Source organism: Streptomyces sp. M2CJ-2, from assembly GCF_016757295.1.
Lineage (GTDB): Bacteria > Actinomycetota > Actinomycetes > Streptomycetales > Streptomycetaceae > Streptomyces.
In genome coordinates this window covers 25,270-40,640 of the sequence record NZ_JAESIF010000006.1, presented here as the reverse complement: position 1 = coordinate 40,640, position 15,371 = coordinate 25,270, and the positions used below count along the sequence as shown (strand labels likewise).

Annotated in this window: 16 protein-coding genes and 1 pseudogene; 6 read left to right on the top strand and 11 right to left on the bottom strand. The window is 71.9% G+C overall.

Annotated features, from left to right (window positions below):
- Nucleotides 1–99: 99 nt before the first annotated feature.
- The 4 genes from JL475_RS07855 to argC form a co-directional block, all read right to left on the bottom strand.
- Nucleotides 100–1,308, bottom strand: coding sequence for an acetylornithine transaminase (locus tag JL475_RS07855; RefSeq protein ID WP_202276710.1), 1,209 nt, complete (start codon nucleotides 1,306–1,308; stop codon nucleotides 100–102).
- Nucleotides 1,305–2,279, bottom strand: coding sequence for an acetylglutamate kinase (gene argB, locus JL475_RS07850; RefSeq protein WP_237406552.1), 975 nt, complete (start codon nucleotides 2,277–2,279; stop codon nucleotides 1,305–1,307). Before argB ends, JL475_RS07855 begins: the two co-directional genes overlap by 4 nt.
- A complete protein-coding gene (argJ, locus tag JL475_RS07845; protein WP_202276709.1) occupies nucleotides 2,276–3,433 on the bottom strand; it encodes a bifunctional glutamate N-acetyltransferase/amino-acid acetyltransferase ArgJ in 1,158 nt (385 codons plus the stop codon). The genes argB and argJ overlap by 4 nt, the downstream gene beginning before the upstream one ends.
- A gap of 88 nt (nucleotides 3,434–3,521) precedes the next feature.
- Nucleotides 3,522–4,550 carry an N-acetyl-gamma-glutamyl-phosphate reductase gene (gene argC, locus JL475_RS07840; RefSeq protein ID WP_202276708.1) on the bottom strand — a complete coding sequence of 343 codons (1,029 nt, stop codon included), beginning with the start codon at nucleotides 4,548–4,550 and terminating at the stop codon, nucleotides 3,522–3,524.
- Nucleotides 4,551–4,744: 194 nt separating this feature from the next.
- On the opposite strand from argC, the gene JL475_RS07835 reads away from it, so the two are divergent.
- Nucleotides 4,745–5,611 carry an AraC family transcriptional regulator gene (locus JL475_RS07835; protein ID WP_202276707.1) on the top strand — a complete coding sequence of 289 codons (867 nt, stop codon included), beginning with the start codon at nucleotides 4,745–4,747 and terminating at the stop codon, nucleotides 5,609–5,611.
- Nucleotides 5,612–5,712: 101 nt separating this feature from the next.
- On the opposite strand, the gene JL475_RS07830 is transcribed toward JL475_RS07835, so the two are convergent.
- The 3 genes and pseudogenes from JL475_RS07830 to JL475_RS41170 form a co-directional block, all read right to left on the bottom strand.
- Nucleotides 5,713–6,723, bottom strand: a complete 1,011-nt coding sequence (locus JL475_RS07830; RefSeq protein WP_307824996.1) for a barstar family protein — start codon at nucleotides 6,721–6,723, stop codon at nucleotides 5,713–5,715.
- A gap of 175 nt (nucleotides 6,724–6,898) precedes the next feature.
- Nucleotides 6,899–8,455 (bottom strand): hypothetical protein, encoded by a 1,557-nt coding sequence (locus tag JL475_RS07825; RefSeq protein WP_202276841.1) that lies wholly within the window; start codon nucleotides 8,453–8,455, stop codon nucleotides 6,899–6,901.
- A gap of 96 nt (nucleotides 8,456–8,551) precedes the next feature.
- Nucleotides 8,552–8,680, bottom strand: a pseudogene (locus tag JL475_RS41170) (DUF397 domain-containing protein); the annotation flags it as partial.
- Nucleotides 8,681–8,784: 104 nt separating this feature from the next.
- On the opposite strand from JL475_RS41170, the gene JL475_RS07815 reads away from it, so the two are divergent.
- On the top strand, nucleotides 8,785–9,078 hold the full coding sequence (locus JL475_RS07815) for a helix-turn-helix transcriptional regulator (RefSeq protein ID WP_202276706.1): 294 nt from the start codon (nucleotides 8,785–8,787) through the stop codon (nucleotides 9,076–9,078).
- Complete coding sequence (locus JL475_RS07810; protein ID WP_202276705.1) at nucleotides 9,075–9,461, top strand: VOC family protein; 387 nt, start codon at nucleotides 9,075–9,077, stop codon at nucleotides 9,459–9,461. Before JL475_RS07815 ends, JL475_RS07810 begins: the two co-directional genes overlap by 4 nt.
- A gap of 54 nt (nucleotides 9,462–9,515) precedes the next feature.
- On the opposite strand, the gene JL475_RS07805 is transcribed toward JL475_RS07810, so the two are convergent.
- Nucleotides 9,516–10,160 (bottom strand): alpha/beta hydrolase, encoded by a 645-nt coding sequence (locus JL475_RS07805; protein ID WP_202276704.1) that lies wholly within the window; start codon nucleotides 10,158–10,160, stop codon nucleotides 9,516–9,518.
- Between the two features lie 204 nt (nucleotides 10,161–10,364).
- On the opposite strand from JL475_RS07805, the gene JL475_RS07800 reads away from it, so the two are divergent.
- Nucleotides 10,365–10,919, top strand: coding sequence for a DoxX family protein (locus JL475_RS07800; protein ID WP_202276703.1), 555 nt, complete (start codon nucleotides 10,365–10,367; stop codon nucleotides 10,917–10,919).
- Nucleotides 10,920–11,154: 235 nt separating this feature from the next.
- Nucleotides 11,155–11,595 (top strand): DUF6314 family protein, encoded by a 441-nt coding sequence (locus JL475_RS07795; protein ID WP_202276702.1) that lies wholly within the window; start codon nucleotides 11,155–11,157, stop codon nucleotides 11,593–11,595.
- On the opposite strand, the gene JL475_RS07790 is transcribed toward JL475_RS07795, so the two are convergent.
- The 3 genes from JL475_RS07790 to JL475_RS07780 form a co-directional block, all read right to left on the bottom strand.
- Entirely contained in the window at nucleotides 11,577–12,170 is a 594-nt protein-coding gene (locus JL475_RS07790) for a histidine phosphatase family protein (protein WP_202276701.1), read from the bottom strand. The two genes, JL475_RS07795 and JL475_RS07790, sit on opposite strands and share 19 nt — an antisense overlap.
- A gap of 139 nt (nucleotides 12,171–12,309) precedes the next feature.
- Complete coding sequence (locus JL475_RS07785) at nucleotides 12,310–12,753, bottom strand: GNAT family N-acetyltransferase (protein WP_202276700.1); 444 nt, start codon at nucleotides 12,751–12,753, stop codon at nucleotides 12,310–12,312.
- A 57-nt stretch (nucleotides 12,754–12,810) separates the two neighbouring features.
- Nucleotides 12,811–14,280 carry a PLP-dependent aminotransferase family protein gene (locus JL475_RS07780; RefSeq protein WP_202276699.1) on the bottom strand — a complete coding sequence of 490 codons (1,470 nt, stop codon included), beginning with the start codon at nucleotides 14,278–14,280 and terminating at the stop codon, nucleotides 12,811–12,813.
- Here JL475_RS07780 and JL475_RS07775 point away from each other — a divergent pair.
- Nucleotides 14,279–15,271 (top strand): DMT family transporter, encoded by a 993-nt coding sequence (locus JL475_RS07775; RefSeq protein ID WP_202276698.1) that lies wholly within the window; start codon nucleotides 14,279–14,281, stop codon nucleotides 15,269–15,271. The genes JL475_RS07780 and JL475_RS07775 overlap by 2 nt on opposite strands.
- Nucleotides 15,272–15,371: the final 100 nt, after the last annotated feature.

The window sequence follows — 15,371 nt, the reverse complement described above, 5'->3', positions numbered from 1 at the left end:
GTCGTCTCATTCTCCGGTCGTCCTCGGGGCGTTCCCCGGCTCGTGGTCCGGTTCATCGCCCTGTTCGTCGTCCGGGTCTCGCCCGGCTCGTGATCCGGCTCACCGTCCGGCTCGCCCTTCCCCGTCCGCCGCCCGGCCGGCGGCGTCCAGGACGCCGGGCAGTGCCCCGAGGAAGGCGTCCACCGCGTCGTCCCCGAGGATCAGCGGCGGCATCAGCCGTACGACATCGGGGGCGGGCGCGTTCACCAGGAAACCGGCGTCCTGAGCCGCCTGTTGCACCCGGGGCGCGAGCGGCTCGGTGAGCACGATACCCAGGAGGAGGCCCGCACCCCGGACATGGCTGATCAACGGGCTGCCGAGCGCCTCGATTCCGTCGCGGAGCCGCTCGCCCTGCCGCTTGACGTTCTCGAGCAGTCCCTCGTTCTCGATGGTGTCGAGGACGGCGAGGCCGGCGGCGCAGGCGACCGGGTTGCCCCCGAAGGTCGTGCCGTGGTGGCCGGGGTGCAGCAGTTCGGCGGCGCGTCCGAAGGCGACGGCCGCGCCGATCGGCAGCCCGCCGCCGAGTCCCTTGGCGAGGGTGACGACGTCGGGCAGGACGCCTTCGTGAGCCTGGTACTCGAACCAGTTGCCGGTGCGGCCGATGCCGGTCTGCACCTCGTCCAGGACGAGCAGCGCGCCCGTGGCGGCCGTGATGGCGCGGGCGGCCTTCAGATAGCCGGGCGGGGGCACCACGACCCCGTTCTCGCCCTGGATCGGCTCGATGACGACCAGCGCCGTGTCCTCGGTGACCGCGGCGGCCAGGGCCTGCGCGTCGCCGTAGGGGACATGGGTGACGTCCCCGGGCAGTGGTGCGAACGGCTCCCGCTTGCCCGGCTGGCCGGTCAGCGCGAGGGCGCCCATGGTGCGGCCGTGGAAGCCGCCGTCGGTGGCGACCATGTGGGTCCGCCCGGTCAGTCGCCCGATCTTGAACGCGGCCTCGTTGGCCTCGGCGCCGGAGTTGCAGAAGTACACCCGGCCCTCGCGGCCGAAGAGCCGCAGGAGCCGTTCGGCGAGTGCGACGGGCGGTTCGGCGACGTACAGGTTGGAGACGTGGCCCAGGGAGGCGATCTGCCGACCGACGGCCTCCACGACGGCCGGGTGGGCGTGGCCGAGCGCGTTGACGGCGATACCGCCGACGAAGTCGGTGTACTCCTTGCCGTCGGCGTCGCGGACGGTGGTGCCCGCACCGCTGACCAGGGACAGTTTCGGTGTGCCGTAGTTGTTCATGAGCGCGCCCTGCCACCGCGCGCTCAGCTCCTCGTTGCTCACGACTCCCCCCGTCCTTCCTGCACGTCCTGCACGTCCTGCACGTGCGGTGTTCCGTCGGGTACGGCCTCGGTGGCGTCTGCGGGGTCGTCGGGCACGACCATGGTGCCGATGCCCTCGTCGGTGAAGATCTCCAGCAGGATCGAGTGCTGGACCCTGCCGTCGATGACGCGGGCCGTGGTCACGCCGTTGCGTACCGCGTGCAGGCAGCCCTCCATCTTCGGCACCATGCCGGAGGACAGCTCCGGCAGCAGCTTCTCGAGCTGGGACGCGGTGAGACGGCTGATCACCTCGTCGGAGTTCGGCCAGTCCTCGTAGAGCCCCTCGACGTCGGTGAGGACCATGAGGGTCTCGGCGTCCAGAGCAGCAGCGAGTGCCGCAGCCGCCGTATCAGCATTGACGTTGTAGACATGGTGGTCGTCCTGGCTCCGGGCGATGGACGAGACGACCGGGATACGGCCGTCGGCGAGCAGCGCCTCGATGGCGCCGGTGTCGATCTCGGTGATCTCCCCGACCCGCCCGATGTCGACCGGCTCTCCGTCGATCTCGGGCCGGTGTTTGGTCGCGGTGAGGGTGTGCGCGTCCTCGCCGGTGAGGCCGACGGCGAACGGGCCGTGCCGGTTGAGCAGCCCGACCAGCTCACGCTGCACCTGTCCGGCCAGCACCATCCGTACGACATCCATGGCGTCCTCGGTGGTGACCCTGAGGCCGGCCTTGAACTCGCTGACGATGCCGTGCCGGTCGAGCGCGGCGCTGATCTGCGGGCCGCCGCCGTGCACGACGACCGGTTTGAGGCCGGCGTGCCGCAGGAAGACGACGTCCTGGGCGAAGGCGTTCTTCAGTTCCTCGTTCACCATGGCGTTGCCGCCGAACTTGATGACGACGGTCTTGCCGTGGTGCCGGGTCAGCCAGGGCAGCGCCTCGATGAGGATCTGTGCCTTGGGCAGGGCGGTGTGCTTGCGGGTGGTGGTCATGAGGAGTAGGCGCTGTTCTCGTGGACGTAGTCGGCGGTGAGGTCGTTGGTCCAGATGGTGGCGGTCGCGTCACCGGCGCCCAGGTCGGCGACGATGTGGACCTCGCGGTAGCGCATGTCGACCTTGTCGCGGTCCTCGCCGACGCCGCCGTTCTTGCACACCCAGACGCCGTTGATGGCGACGTCGAGTTCGTCGGGTTCGAAGGCGGCCTTCGTGGTGCCGATCGCGGACAGCACCCGGCCCCAGTTGGGGTCCTCGCCGTGGATGGCGCACTTGAGGAGGTTGTTGCGGGCGATGGAGCGGCCCACCTCGACGGCGTCGTCCTCGGTCGCGGCGCCCACCACCTCGACCTTGATGTCCTTGCTGGCGCCCTCGGCGTCGCCGATGAGCTGCCGGCCGAGGTCGTCGCAGACGGCGCGTACGGCCTCGGCGAACTCCTCGTACCCGGGGGTGACGCCGGTGGCGCCGGAGGCGAGCAGCAGCACGGTGTCGTTGGTGGACATGCAGCCGTCGGAGTCGACGCGGTCGAAGGTGACCCGGGTGGCGGCGCGCAGGGCCCGGTCCAGCGTCCCGGCGTCGACGTCGGCGTCGGTGGTGAGGACGACCAGCATGGTGGCGAGGCCGGGGGCGAGCATACCGGCGCCCTTGGCCATCCCGCCGACGGTCCAGCCGCCGTCCGCCGAGGTGGCGACGGCCGTCTTGTGCACACTGTCCGTGGTCTTGATGGCGATGGCGGCCTTCTCGCCGCCGTGCTCGGACAGCCGGCCGGCGGCCGCCTCGACCCCTGGCAGCAGCTTGTCCATGGGGAGCGTGACGCCGATGAGCCCGGTGGAGCAGACGGCCACCTCGCCCGCGCCGGTCCCGAGCACCTCGGCGGCCTTCTCGGCGGTGGCGTGGGTGTCCTGGAAGCCCTTGGGGCCCGTACAGGCGTTGGCGCCACCGGAGTTGAGGACGACGGCGGCGACCTGGCCACCCTTGAGCACCTGCTCGGACCAGAGCACGGGTGCGGCCTTGACGCGGTTGGCGGTGAAGACGCCCGCCGCGGCGCGGCGCGGCCCGTTGTTGACCACGAGGGCCAGGTCCGGATTGCCGTTCTCCTTGATCCCGGCGGCGATACCGGCCGCCGTGAATCCCTTTGCTGCCGTCACACTCACTGCGTCTCCTTGATCGTTTCTCCGCCCGTGCAGCGCAGAGGTGCGGGCATCGTGCTCGTCTGCGGCCCGGCGGCTGCACGTGCGTCACTCACGGAGCGACTCCGATCGTCGTCAGTCCGGTGGACTCGTCGAGCCCGAGGGCGATGTTCATGCTCTGCAGAGCGCCGCCCGCGGTGCCTTTGGTGAGGTTGTCGATGGCGCTGATCGCGATGATCCGTCCCGCGGCCTCGTCGTACGCGACCTGGATCTGAACGGCGTTGGAACCGTAGACGGACGCCGTCGCCGGCCACTGGCCCTCGGGGAGGAGACGGACGAAGGGTTCGTCGGCGAACGCCTTCTGGTAGGCGGCCCGGACGGACTCGGCGGTGACCCCGGGCCTGGCCTTGACACTGCACGTGGCGAGGATGCCGCGGGGCATCGGCGCGAGGGTCGGCGTGAAGGAGACGGAGACCCGCTCCCCCGCCGCCGCGCTGAGGTTCTGGATCATCTCGGGGGTGTGCCGGTGGGTGCCGCCGACGCCGTACGGCGACATGGACCCCATGACCTCGCTGCCCAGCAGGTGCGGCTTGGCCGCCTTGCCCGCGCCGGAGGTGCCGGAGGCGGCGACGATCACCGCCTCGGCCTCGGCGAGGCCCGCCGTGTAGGCCGGGACGAGGGCCAGCGAGACGGCGGTCGGATAGCAACCGGGCACCGCGATGCGCTTGGACCCCTCCAGCGCAGCGCGGCCACCCGGCAGTTCGGGCAGGCCGTAGGGCCAGGTGCCGGCGTGCGGGGAGCCGTAGAACCGTTCCCAGTCGGCGGCGTCGGCGAGCCGGTGGTCGGCGCCCATGTCGACCACGAGCACCTCCGGCCCGAGCTGCTCGGCGACGGCGGCGGACTGCCCGTGCGGCAGGGCGAGGAAAACCACATCGTGCCCGGCGAGCACTTCGGCCGTGGTCGCCTCCAGCACCCGCTCGGCGAGCGGCACCAGATGCGGCTGCAGGCTCCCGAGCCGCTGCCCGGCATTGGAGTTCCCGGTCAGCGCACCGATCTCCACTCCCGGGTGCGCGAGCAGCAGCCTCAAGAGCTCCCCGCCCGCATATCCGCTGGCCCCGGCCACAGCTACTCGTACGCTCACGGAAACCTCCTCCTTGATGGCATGACTATACGTATACCCGCAGGTTTATGCAATGCCGCGCAGGGAGCACCCTGCGACGGCGTCGCGGTGGAGCCGGCATGCGCACCCGATCCGATCGGGCACAGGATGTCGGGTCCGGCAGGATGCCTGCTGCCTAGCGTGTTGATCGCAAGCAAGAAGGAAGGAGGCCGGGCGTGCTGGAGCGGCTCAACCAGGCCATGGAGCAGATCGAGCACGGTCTCGACCGGCCCGTCGATGTGGCGGGGCTGGCACGCACCGCGATGACCTCGGAGTACCACCTGCGTCGGATGTTCTCCGCGCTGGCGGGCATGCCGTTGTCGGAGTACGTCCGGCGTCGGCGGCTGACCGTCGCGGGGGCCGAGGTGCTCGCCGGGCGTGAGTCGCTGCTGGAGATCGCGGTGCGCTACGGCTACGGCTCGGGGGAGGCGTTCGCGCGGGCGTTCCGCGCCATGCACGGTGTCGGTCCGGGCGAGGCACGGCGCACCGGCTGCGCGCTCGTCTCCCAGCCCCGGTTGACCTTCCGCCTCACCGTCGAAGGGAGCAGCAGCATGCGCTACCGCGTGGTCGACCGTCCGGCCTTCAGCGTCGTCGGCCTCAAGGCCCGGGTGCCACTGGTGCACTTGGGGCCGAACCAGGCGATCATCGACTTCGTCCGCGGCATCGAACCGCGGACCGTGGAACGCCTGGAGCAACTGTCGGACCAGGAGCCGCAGGGCATCGTCGCGGTCTGCGACGACCTGGACCCCAGCCGCGCCGAGGGTACCGAGCTCGACTACTACCAGGGGGTGATCACGTCGGCGGCCGCTCCCGAGGGAACGACGTCACTGGCCGTCCCGACCGGCACCTGGGCAGTCTTCACCACCTCCGGACCGGCCCCGCAGGCCATCCAGGAGCTGTGGCGGGACGTGTTCACCCAGTGGTTCCCGTCGAACCCGTACCGCAGCCGCCCCGGCCCGGAGATCCTGCGCACCCGCCTGTCCCCGGACAAGACCGAAGCCGACGCCGAGTTGTGGCTCCCGGTGGAGCGGGAACGGGATTGAACACAGCACCGGACTCGTAGCCGCCGAACGGGATGAGTGCCTCAGCCGACAGCACACGCCGGCCGAGGCACTCGGTCCGGACGTGGACGGCCGGCCACGCATCACATCAGGCTGACCTGCATGCCGCCCTCGGCCAAGACGTCGAGGGCCTCGGCGAACAGGTCGAAGGGCCGGCCGCACGGTGCCAGCTTCCGGGAGAGGTGTTCGCGTGCGGTGGCGGCGTCCCGCCAGAGCAGGGTTGCGGGGGCCGTGTAGCCGAAGGAGCCACGCAGGCAGTCCGTGAGGGCGTCGAGACAGCCGCCGAAGTAGCCTCCCGGCCCGTTCACCGCTTCACCGAGCGCCAGGTAGAGGCCCGGTTCGTCGGTGATCTGCCGGCCGTCGAGCTCGTAGGCGTGCCCGGCCGACCGGTCACGATGGGCACGACGGCAGGCATGCTCCTGGACGAGGTCGAGCCAGACCTCGCGACGGCGCGTGTCGAGGCGGGCCCAGGCCCCCGGGGTGTCCGGCGGCCCCTCGAGCCATTGCTCCCACACGGGCTGGGCGTACCCGGGAACGGGTGTGAAGAGCTCTCCATCGAGTTCCAGGTCGATCAGGTCCGCCCCGTAGGAAGACGGGCCCCACTCACGGACGGTGGTCCACAAGAACCGATCGGTGAGCGGCTCACCTCGGTCGTCGCGTATCTCCAGAGCGGCCTGCTCCAGATCCAGTGCCCGCCGGGTGCCCGTCCTCAGCGCCGTTCGCAGTCGATCACCCTGGGCGAGCCCTCGCAGGATGAGCGGCGGCGCCGCCCGCTCCGGCGGCAGGACACGGGTGTATTCCCGGCAGGAGCCCAGCCACCGGCTCCCGTCATGCACACGTACGGGACCCCGGTGTCCCTCGGGCGGACCTTCATGGTCGTCCCGGCCGGTGAGAACAAGGCTGTCCGACCCAGGAAGCAGCCCGAGGCTCTCCGCGTCCTCCAGCAGCCAGGGTTCGATTGCCTCGTCGTCCGGCACCAACCACACCCGACTGCCGACCCAGCCCCACCCCCCTACGCCTTCCGGAACCCAGCCGAACAGTTCGTACGTCCCGCGCCGGGGCTCCCCGAACAGCCCGTCCACTGCCTCGCACACACCCTAGATGTGGCCATGGTGCGTGTCCGTGAGCGCGTACCGCTAACGCCCTCGACGGCCGCTTCCTCCGTACACTTGGGGAATCATGCCCGCACCGGGCTTTGCCGACGAAGCCGTTTTTGCCACAGCGGGCTGACGTGGTTCAAGGCTGAGCACTCCGGTGGGTGGACGACCCTCAAACGGGGGAGGTCGAGCGGTCGGCAGGGCGGGCGGGGCATTCACAGCTGGGGACGAGGGCTGACATCACGGCAAGCGGCAGCGCCGGGTTGGCCGCCGCCGCTTCCCCCACCTGCGAGTCGGTATCGGCGAGCAGGTCCACGACGACCGATGGCGGGAGGGCCTGATGGCCGGCTGCCACGGGTCTCGCTCGTCTGTCTGCCAGGCAGGCGAGCAGCGCTCGCACTGTCGCGTTCCGGTGCCGGGCGATCTCGCGGAACGCCTTCTGCGCCGGTGGTTCGTGCCGGGTCAGGTACTCCAGCAGTGCCGGACTCGCGTCCGGGTTGGTCGCCACCTCGGCCAGGACCCGGACTCCGTGGCGGTCGACCATGGCACGCAACTCAACTTCGGTGAGGCCCGGGTGCGGAGCAACGGATTGGGCCACTTTCGTGTCGACGTCACCGGCCAGCGCGTCGCGGATCTCGGGCGGCAGGTCGCGTCGTTGCCCCACGAGCATGCGCACGGCCGGGTTCGGTGACTGGGCCATCTGCCGGACCTCACCGGGCGACGCGGCAGCGATCCGCGGCAGCAGGGTGGCGCCGATCCTGGTGTCGCCGGCCAAGTGGACGAGTACATCGAGCGGCACGTACGGGTTGCCCGCGAGCCTGCGCCGTACGCCGTGGTCACGGTCGTCGGCCAGAGTGCGCATCAAAGCGGCGCCGATCACGGGATTCCCGGCAAGGTCGGCCCGGACACCGGGAACAGGGTCTGCGGCCAGTCGCCGGTACACCTCCGCGGGCAGACCGGGGCGCGCGGCAAGGGTCCAGCGCAGCAGCGTCGAAGGATGGTCCACGAAACCGACCACCGCTTCGGTGGGTGTCCCCGGATTCCGCAACGCGGCCTTCTGGATCTCATGCCTCGTGGACTCGTGGGACCCGTCACAGGAGGCGCCCGGCGGCAGATCACAGTCGGACCGCGGACACTGCGGCTCGTGCACGAAGGGCGGCACTTCACGGTCGCAGACCAGGCATCGGTGCGCCGGAGGCAGTTCCTCGCCGATGAGCGCTGCAAGTACGTCCGGGGGCGTCGTCTCGTTGGCGGCCACCGCACGGCGGACCTCGGCGTGCGGATGGCCGGCAAGTCTGGTGGCCATGTCGGGCGTGGTCCACAACGCCAGCTCCGTGACGACGCGGACATCCGGGTCCGCGGCGAGAATCTCCCTCACATCCTCCGGAAGGCCGGGGCAGGAGGCCAGTTTCTCCCGGTGCTTCAGAACCGGATCGGCTGCGAAGTGGCGTGCCCATTCCGGAGTACCGGCTCGCTCGTCGAGCAGGGCGAGGGCGGCGTGCGGCTGTGTCACCGGATCGACGTCGGCGACGGTCAGCAGGCCTTCGTACGCAAGCCGCACACCGCTCTCCGGAACGCGCGCGGCCAACGCGACCGCCTGCGCACGGCTGAGATCCTTTTGAACCGCGAGGCTCTCGGCGATGTCGGCGTCCGCGACCGCGATCAGCCGGTCGACCAGCTCGGCCGGAAGGGCCGGATTGGCGGCGAGCCCGCACAGGACATGATCCACGGAGGTCATCCTGCCTCTGCCCCTGACACCGCGCCAGGGGCAGAGGTCGACAGACCACAAGAACAAGCCCTGTCGGGGCGTGAAACCGACGAACGCCGGCCAGGCTGCGGGGTGGACCGAGACACCGGGGCGACGTATGTCCTCGGAGTCGCATACATGGATCGTGTGCAGGCAGGACGCCGCCTCGACGCACTCGCCGCCTTCCTCACCGCCGCAACTGCTCATGCCCCACAGAGGCCCAGACGTGTGCGCGCCGTTCGCCTCGTCGCGCGGGCACTCTTCCGCGCCCGACTTGATAGGCAAGCCGTCACTTGCCTATCGTGTCGGCCATGGCGGAGGACGTCTTCAAGGCGTTGGCCGACCCGACCCGTCGGCGCATCCTCGATGAGCTGGCGGAACGGGACGGCCAGACCCTGTTCGAGATATGCACACGGCTGGTGACCAAGCACGGCCTGGGACTGTCCCGCCAGGCCATCAGCCAGCACCTGGCCGTACTGGAATCCGCGGGACTGGTCCGTTCACGGCGCCAGGGCCGCTACAAGTTCCACGATCTGGACACCGAACCCCTTGAGCACATCGTGACCCGGTGGCTCAGGCCCGACACACCGGAGAGCACCCCATGAGGATCCACCTGACCAGCGCCTTCGTCGACGACCAGGAGAAGGCCCTGCGCTTCTACACCGAGGTGCTGGGCTTCGTGAAGAAGCACGACGTCCCGCTGGGCGAGGACCGGTGGCTGACCGTGGTCTCGGCGGAGGAGCCCGACGGGACCCAGCTACTGCTCGAGCCCTCCCGCCATCCCGTCGTGGCGGCGTACAAGGCGGGACTGGCCACGGACGGCATCCCGGCCGTCTCCTTCGCCGTGGACGACGTCCACGCGGAGTACGACCGGCTGCGCGGGCTCGGAGTGCACTTCACCCAGGAGCCGCTGGAAATGGGCCAGGTCACCACCGCGGTCCTGGACGACACCTGCGGGAACCTGATCCAGCTCGTGCACAGCGAGTAGGGACCCGGAGAAGGTCGGCGGCGCGCCCTCCCCCACCGCCCCAAGCCCTGCCCCTCAGGCCGCACCCTCCCACGCGCGCCGCAGGAAGGCCGAGGCGTCGGCCAGTTCCGGGAGGGCGATGGCGTGACCCAGGCCCGGGTAGCGGCGCTCTTCGAGGTGGGCGCCGGATTCCTCGCGGAGCCAGGTGCCGGTCCGGGTGACGAGGTCGGCGGGGATCACCTGGTCCGCGGTGTCGCGGCCCCAAAAAACCGGCATGCCGGTCAGGCGGCCCTGCTCCTCGGGCAGGTCCGCGTCCCACGGCAGGGTGCCGGACAGGAGGACTGCGGCGGCGAACCACTCCGGGCGGGCGAGCAGCAGGCCGCCTGCCATGGCCATGCCGCCGGAGAAGCCGAGCAGTGAGACCGACGTGTGGCCGGCGGCCTCGGTGTCGAGCCAGCGGAAGAGCCAGTCGGCGGTGGCCGCGATGGAGTCGGGCAGGGGACGCCCGATCCCCCGGTTGGCGAACCACGCGTATCCGCCGCCCTCGGCCAGCGGGGCGCGCACGAAGGCCATCGTGGCCTCCTGCGGCAGATGCGGCGTGAGCTGCGCGAACGACGCCTCGTCCGCTCCCCGCCCGTGCAGGGCGACGACGAGCGGCGTGCCGGGCCTGCGGTCGGGTTCGACGGACCAGTCGACCGTGGGTGCGGCGGTGTAGGGCATGGCAGCGGCTCCTTGGGCGGCGTGGGGCAGACACAGGTTTCGGCTCGGGACTGAGCACGGTCGAGCGTACTCGCACTGCTTGAAAGTTGAAGCAAGGGCCATGATTGGTTTAGCTTGAAGCTTCAAGTTTGCCGGGGCGGGGCGTCGCTCAGTGCCGCGCGGCGCCCCCACCGTCTTCGCCGTCCCCTTCCGAGGAGTCCCCCCATGGCCAGTGCCACCACCTTGTCCCGCCCCGCCGCCGCGACGTCCGGCCAGGAGGGCCCCGCCGCCCCCGCCCGCGCCTACGACATCGGTCTGCTGGTCCTGCGTCTCGTGCTCGGCCTGACCATGGCCGTGCACGGCGCCCAGAAGCTGTTCGGCTGGTTCGGCGGTGGCGGTGTCGAGGGCACCGGAATGTTCTTCGAGTCCCTCGGCTACCCCTCGCCCGAGGCGTTCGCCGTCGTGGCCGGGCTCACCGAGACCCTCGGCGGGCTCGGCCTCGCGCTCGGCCTGTTCACCCCGCTCGCCGCAGCGGCCGTCGCCGGCACGATGGTCAACGCGATCGCCGTGAAGTGGGGCGGCGGCTTCTTCGCCCCGGAGGGCGTGGAGTACGAGCTGCTCCTCACCCTGGCCGCGGTGGCGCTCGCCCTGACCGGCCCCGGCCGGATCGCCGTGGACCGGCTGCTGCCCTGGCTGCGCACGCACCGCCTCGCTTACGGCGTCGCCGCGGTCGTGCTCGGCGCCGTGGTGGCCGGTGTCACCCTGCTGCTGCGCCACTGACACGGCGGGTGGCTTCCCGGTCGGCGCCGGGTGCGGGCCGCCGTCTCCGTGACGGCGGCCCGCACGCCACCGAGGCCGATCACCGTGCGGGCCTCGGCCTCGCACCGGGCTCGCCCCGAGAAGTCGTACGCTTGCCCTTCTCCCTCCGGAGGCCGGTTTCGAACGGCAGGACAGGAGAAGGCAGAAGCACGTCAATGGTTCGTGCGGCGACGGACACGAGGGGGAAGGCAACGGGATGGACGAGTTCCGGCCGGTACCGGACGCACTCACCTATCTCGGCGGACGCTGGCGGGTGACCCGGACCGTGCGGGACCTCGCGAGCGGCGACCCGGGGCGTTTCGAGGGAACCACGCTTTTCGGCCCGCTCGAGGGCGGCGGCCTGCTGCACCGGGAGTCCGGCACCTTCACCTGGCGGGGCGTCCCCCGGCCCGCCGAACGCACCCTGCGTTTCCTCCCCGGACCCGGCGGCACGGTGGACGTGCGGTTCGCGGACGGCCGGCCGTTCCACGACCTGGACCTCTCGACGGGCCGGTACGTCGCCGACCACCCCTGCGCCGCGGACCTCTACCGGGGCGAGTTCACCGTCCACGACGAGGACCACTGGCGGACCCTCTGGCGGGTGCGCGGCCCGGCCAAGGACCTGGAGCTGGACACCGGCTACGTCCGTGTGCGCTGAGGGGAGACACCCTCGATGCGCAGGCTCCAGCGGCCCGCCCGCCCGGTGACGCTGACCCGCGACAGCGCGCGGACGTCGATGTTCCAGTAGGTCGCGGGCGGCGCCTTCAACGCGTACACCAGCGCGGCGCGGATCACGGAGGGTTCGGCCACCGCGACGACCCGGAAGTTCTCCTCCAGCGGCCGGGTGTCCAGCCAGCCGCCCACGCGGGTGATGAAGTCCAGCAGCGATTCCCCGCCGTGCACGGTGGCCCGCGGGTCGGCGAGCCAGGCGTCCACGGCTTCCGGCTCCCGGGCCATCGCCTCGCCCAGGCTCAGCCCGCGCCAGCGGCCCATGTCGCAGTCGCGCAGGGCGAGCTGGACCAGCGGGGCATAGCCGAGCCCGTCCCCGGTGGCACGGCTGCGCGGGTTCGGCGAGCAGTACCGCAGATCGGCCGCGGCGAGCGGCAGCAGCTCATGGGCGACGCGCTGCACCTCGCTCCACCCGGCCCGGTCGAGTGGCCGGTCGTCCTCGAAACGCTCGGTCAGCCGCGAGGAGCTCCCCGCTGCGGCAACGAACGTGACCCGAAGTGCCATGCGGCGATCGTCGGCCCCCCGGGGCGGGCAAATCAAGGGGTCCGGCCGGGGTGTTACCGAGCGTCCACCAGACCTTGAGCGCAGATCACGACCTACCGGGCAAGTGACGCGAAACGCCCGCCCCTTCGCCTCACCGCCCTCACTCGAACTCGAGGGGGAGCGCCATGAAGTGGTCGGGCCGGTCCAGTGCCCGGAACCCGAGCCTGGCGTAGACACCGTGCGCGTCGTGCGTGGCGAGCAGGATGCGCCGCAGTCCGCACGGCCGCAGTTCCTCCCGTACGGCGGCCACCAGGGCCGTGCCGAGCCCCTTGCCCCGCACCGACGGGCCGACGTAGACATCGCACAGCCACGCGAAGGTCGCCCGGTCGGTGACGACCCTGGCGTAGGCCACCTGCTCCCCCGACAACCTCTCGTACACACCGAAGTTGAGCGAGCCCTCGATCGCCGCGTCATGCTTCTGACGGGACCGTCCGAGGGCCCAGTACGCGTCGGTGGACAGCCAGTGGTGCACACGTCCTGCGTCGATACGGGCGGGGTCCGTGGAAATCTCGTAGCCCTCGGGCAGGCTCGGCATGGCGCTCATGGCCGAATATTCGCAGGTCGAATCCGGCTGGAGCGAGCGCTTTCCCCGGTACCCCGGTCAGCCCAGTACCTCGTCGCAGGCGGTGCGCAGTCGTCGTACGCCCTCCGTGATCTCGCCGGCGCCCGCGACCGCCGCGAAGCTCAGCCGCAGATGGGCGGCCGGGGGCTCAGCGCTGAAGTACGGGCGGCCGGGGGTGACGGCGACGCCCGCGCGCAGGGCCGCCGCGGTGAGCGTGGACTCTCCTCCGGGGCCGAAAGCCTGGGAGGTGCCCCCGGTGCCGTCGGGCAGGCGCAGCCAGAGGTGGTAGCCGCCCGCCGGGACGTGCGGCAGGACGAGTTCGGGCAGGCGGAGCCGGAGCGCGGTGGTCATCGCGTCCCGACGGGCCCGCAACTCGGCCGAAACCGACCGCAGATGGCGCGGCCAGGCGGGCGAGCCGACGAGTTCCAGCGCGGCCTCCTGGAGGGGTCGGGGGACGAAGAAGGTGTCGACGATCTGGATGGCCCGCAGCCGTTCCAGCACCGGCCCGTGCGCGGCGAGGGCGCCCACCCGGAAGCTCGGCGAGGTCGCCTTGGTGAGCGAGCGGACGTGAACGACGACGCCGTCGGGATCGTCGGCGGCCAGTGGGCGCGGCACGGGGCCCGCGTCCTCGTGGACCAGGTGCCGGACGAAGTCGTCCTCGACGACGAACGCGCCGGCCCGGCGTGCGATGTCCAGCACCTCACCGCGTCGTTCGGGCGCGAGCACGGCACCGGTGGGGTTCTGGAACAGGGGCTGGCAGACGAGGACCCGGGCGCCGGTGGCCCGGAACGCGTCGGCGAGCAGCGTCGGCCGCACCCCGTCGGCGTCCACCGGAACGGGCACCGGCCGCAGTCCGGCGGCGCGGGCGACGGCCAGCATGCCGGGGTAGGTGGGCGACTCCACGAGGACCGGGGCACCGGGCGGGGCGAGTGCGCGCAGGGCGGTGGTCAGCGCGGACTGACCACCCGCGGTGATCAGCACCCCCGCCGCGGTGACCGCACCCCCGACGCCGCGCGCGAACCACTCGCGCAGTTCCGGCAGCCCTTCCACGGGCGGCCTCCCCCAGGCGCCCGGCCTGCGCCCGGCCCGGGACAGGGCCGCCGCCATCGCTCGCTCCGGCTGCAACGACGGATGCAGATAGCCGCCGTTGAACTCGATCACCCCGGGTGCCGGAGCGGCGAGGGAGACCAGGACCCCGGAGGCGTCCACCGAGCGCGGCACGAGGTCGGCGGCGCCGTCCGCGCTGAGCGCGACCTCCTGCCAGGAGGTGTCTCCCGCCGCGGCGGCCGGGGCCACAGGCCGGTCGGCGCGGAACGCGCCCGCGCCGGGCCGGGTCACCACCAGCCCCTCGGCGGCGAGCTGCGCCAGCGCCCGCGAGACGGTCACGGGACTCACCCGGAACCGCTCCACAAGGGCTCGGCTCGACGGGAGCTTTCCACCGAGAGAGTAGCGGTCCAGTTCCCCTCTCAGCTTTTCCGCCAGTTCAGCGACACTGCTACGCTCATGCATGAGAACACAGAGTAGCGCTACTGCCGAGGCCCCGATAGCGGTCACCGGCCGTCGGGAACGTGTCGGCTTCGGCACCCTGCAGGCCGCCCTCGGCGTCATCGCCTTCTCGCTCACCTTCCCGGCCACCGCCTGGGGACTGGAGGGCTTCGGCCCCTGGTCGCTGGTGGCCGTACGCAGCATGCTGGCGGGGCTGATCGCCGGCGGCTGTCTGCTTGCGGTGGGGGCACGGGGCGGGGGGCCGGGCGCGGCAGGAGGGTCCTCGCCCGGGCGGGTTCCGGCGCGGTGGCGCGTGCGGCGTGTTCCGCTGCCCGCCCGCCGGCACTGGCCGGGGCTCGCCGTGGTGGCCATCGGCGTCGTCCTCGGTTTCCCGCTGCTGACCACGCTGGCCCTGCAGACGTCGACCACCGCGCACGCGGCCGTCGTGGTCGGGCTGCTCCCGCTCACCACCGCCGCGTTCTCCGCCCTGCGCGTCGGTTCCCGCCCCTCGCGCACCTTCTGGGCGGCCGCGTCGGCGGGTGCCGTAGCGGTGCTGGCCTTCACCCTGCGGCAGAGCGGCGGCGCGCTGACCACTGCCGACCTGTACCTCTTCGCGGCACTGGTGGTGTGCGCGGCCGGGTACACGGAGGGCGGCAGGCTGGCCGGGGTGATGCCGGGATGGCAGGTGATCGGCTGGGCGCTGGTGCTGTGCCTGCCGCTCGCCGTACCCGCCGCCGCCCTCGCGCTGGCCGTCGAGCCGGTGCGACTGACCGCGCACAGCGTGGCCGGGGTGCTGTGGGTGGCGGCGGGTTCGCAGTTCCTGGGCCTGGTCGTCTGGTACCGGGGCATGGCGGCGATCGGCATTCCCCGGGCCAGCCAGCTGCAGCTGGCCCAGCCGCTGCTCACGCTGGTGTGGTCGGTGCTGCTCCTGGGCGAGCATCTGACGGCGGCGGCCCCGCTGACGGCGGCCGCTGTGCTGGTGTGCATCGCCGTCACCCAGCGGGCGCGCGCCTGAGGAGCGGTACGGGCCGCGGAGGCGCGGCCCGCCGACGTACGGACCCCGGGAGCGCGGGCCCGTTCCCGTGCGGGGCGTGCCGGGTGGTGCGCTGCGCCGT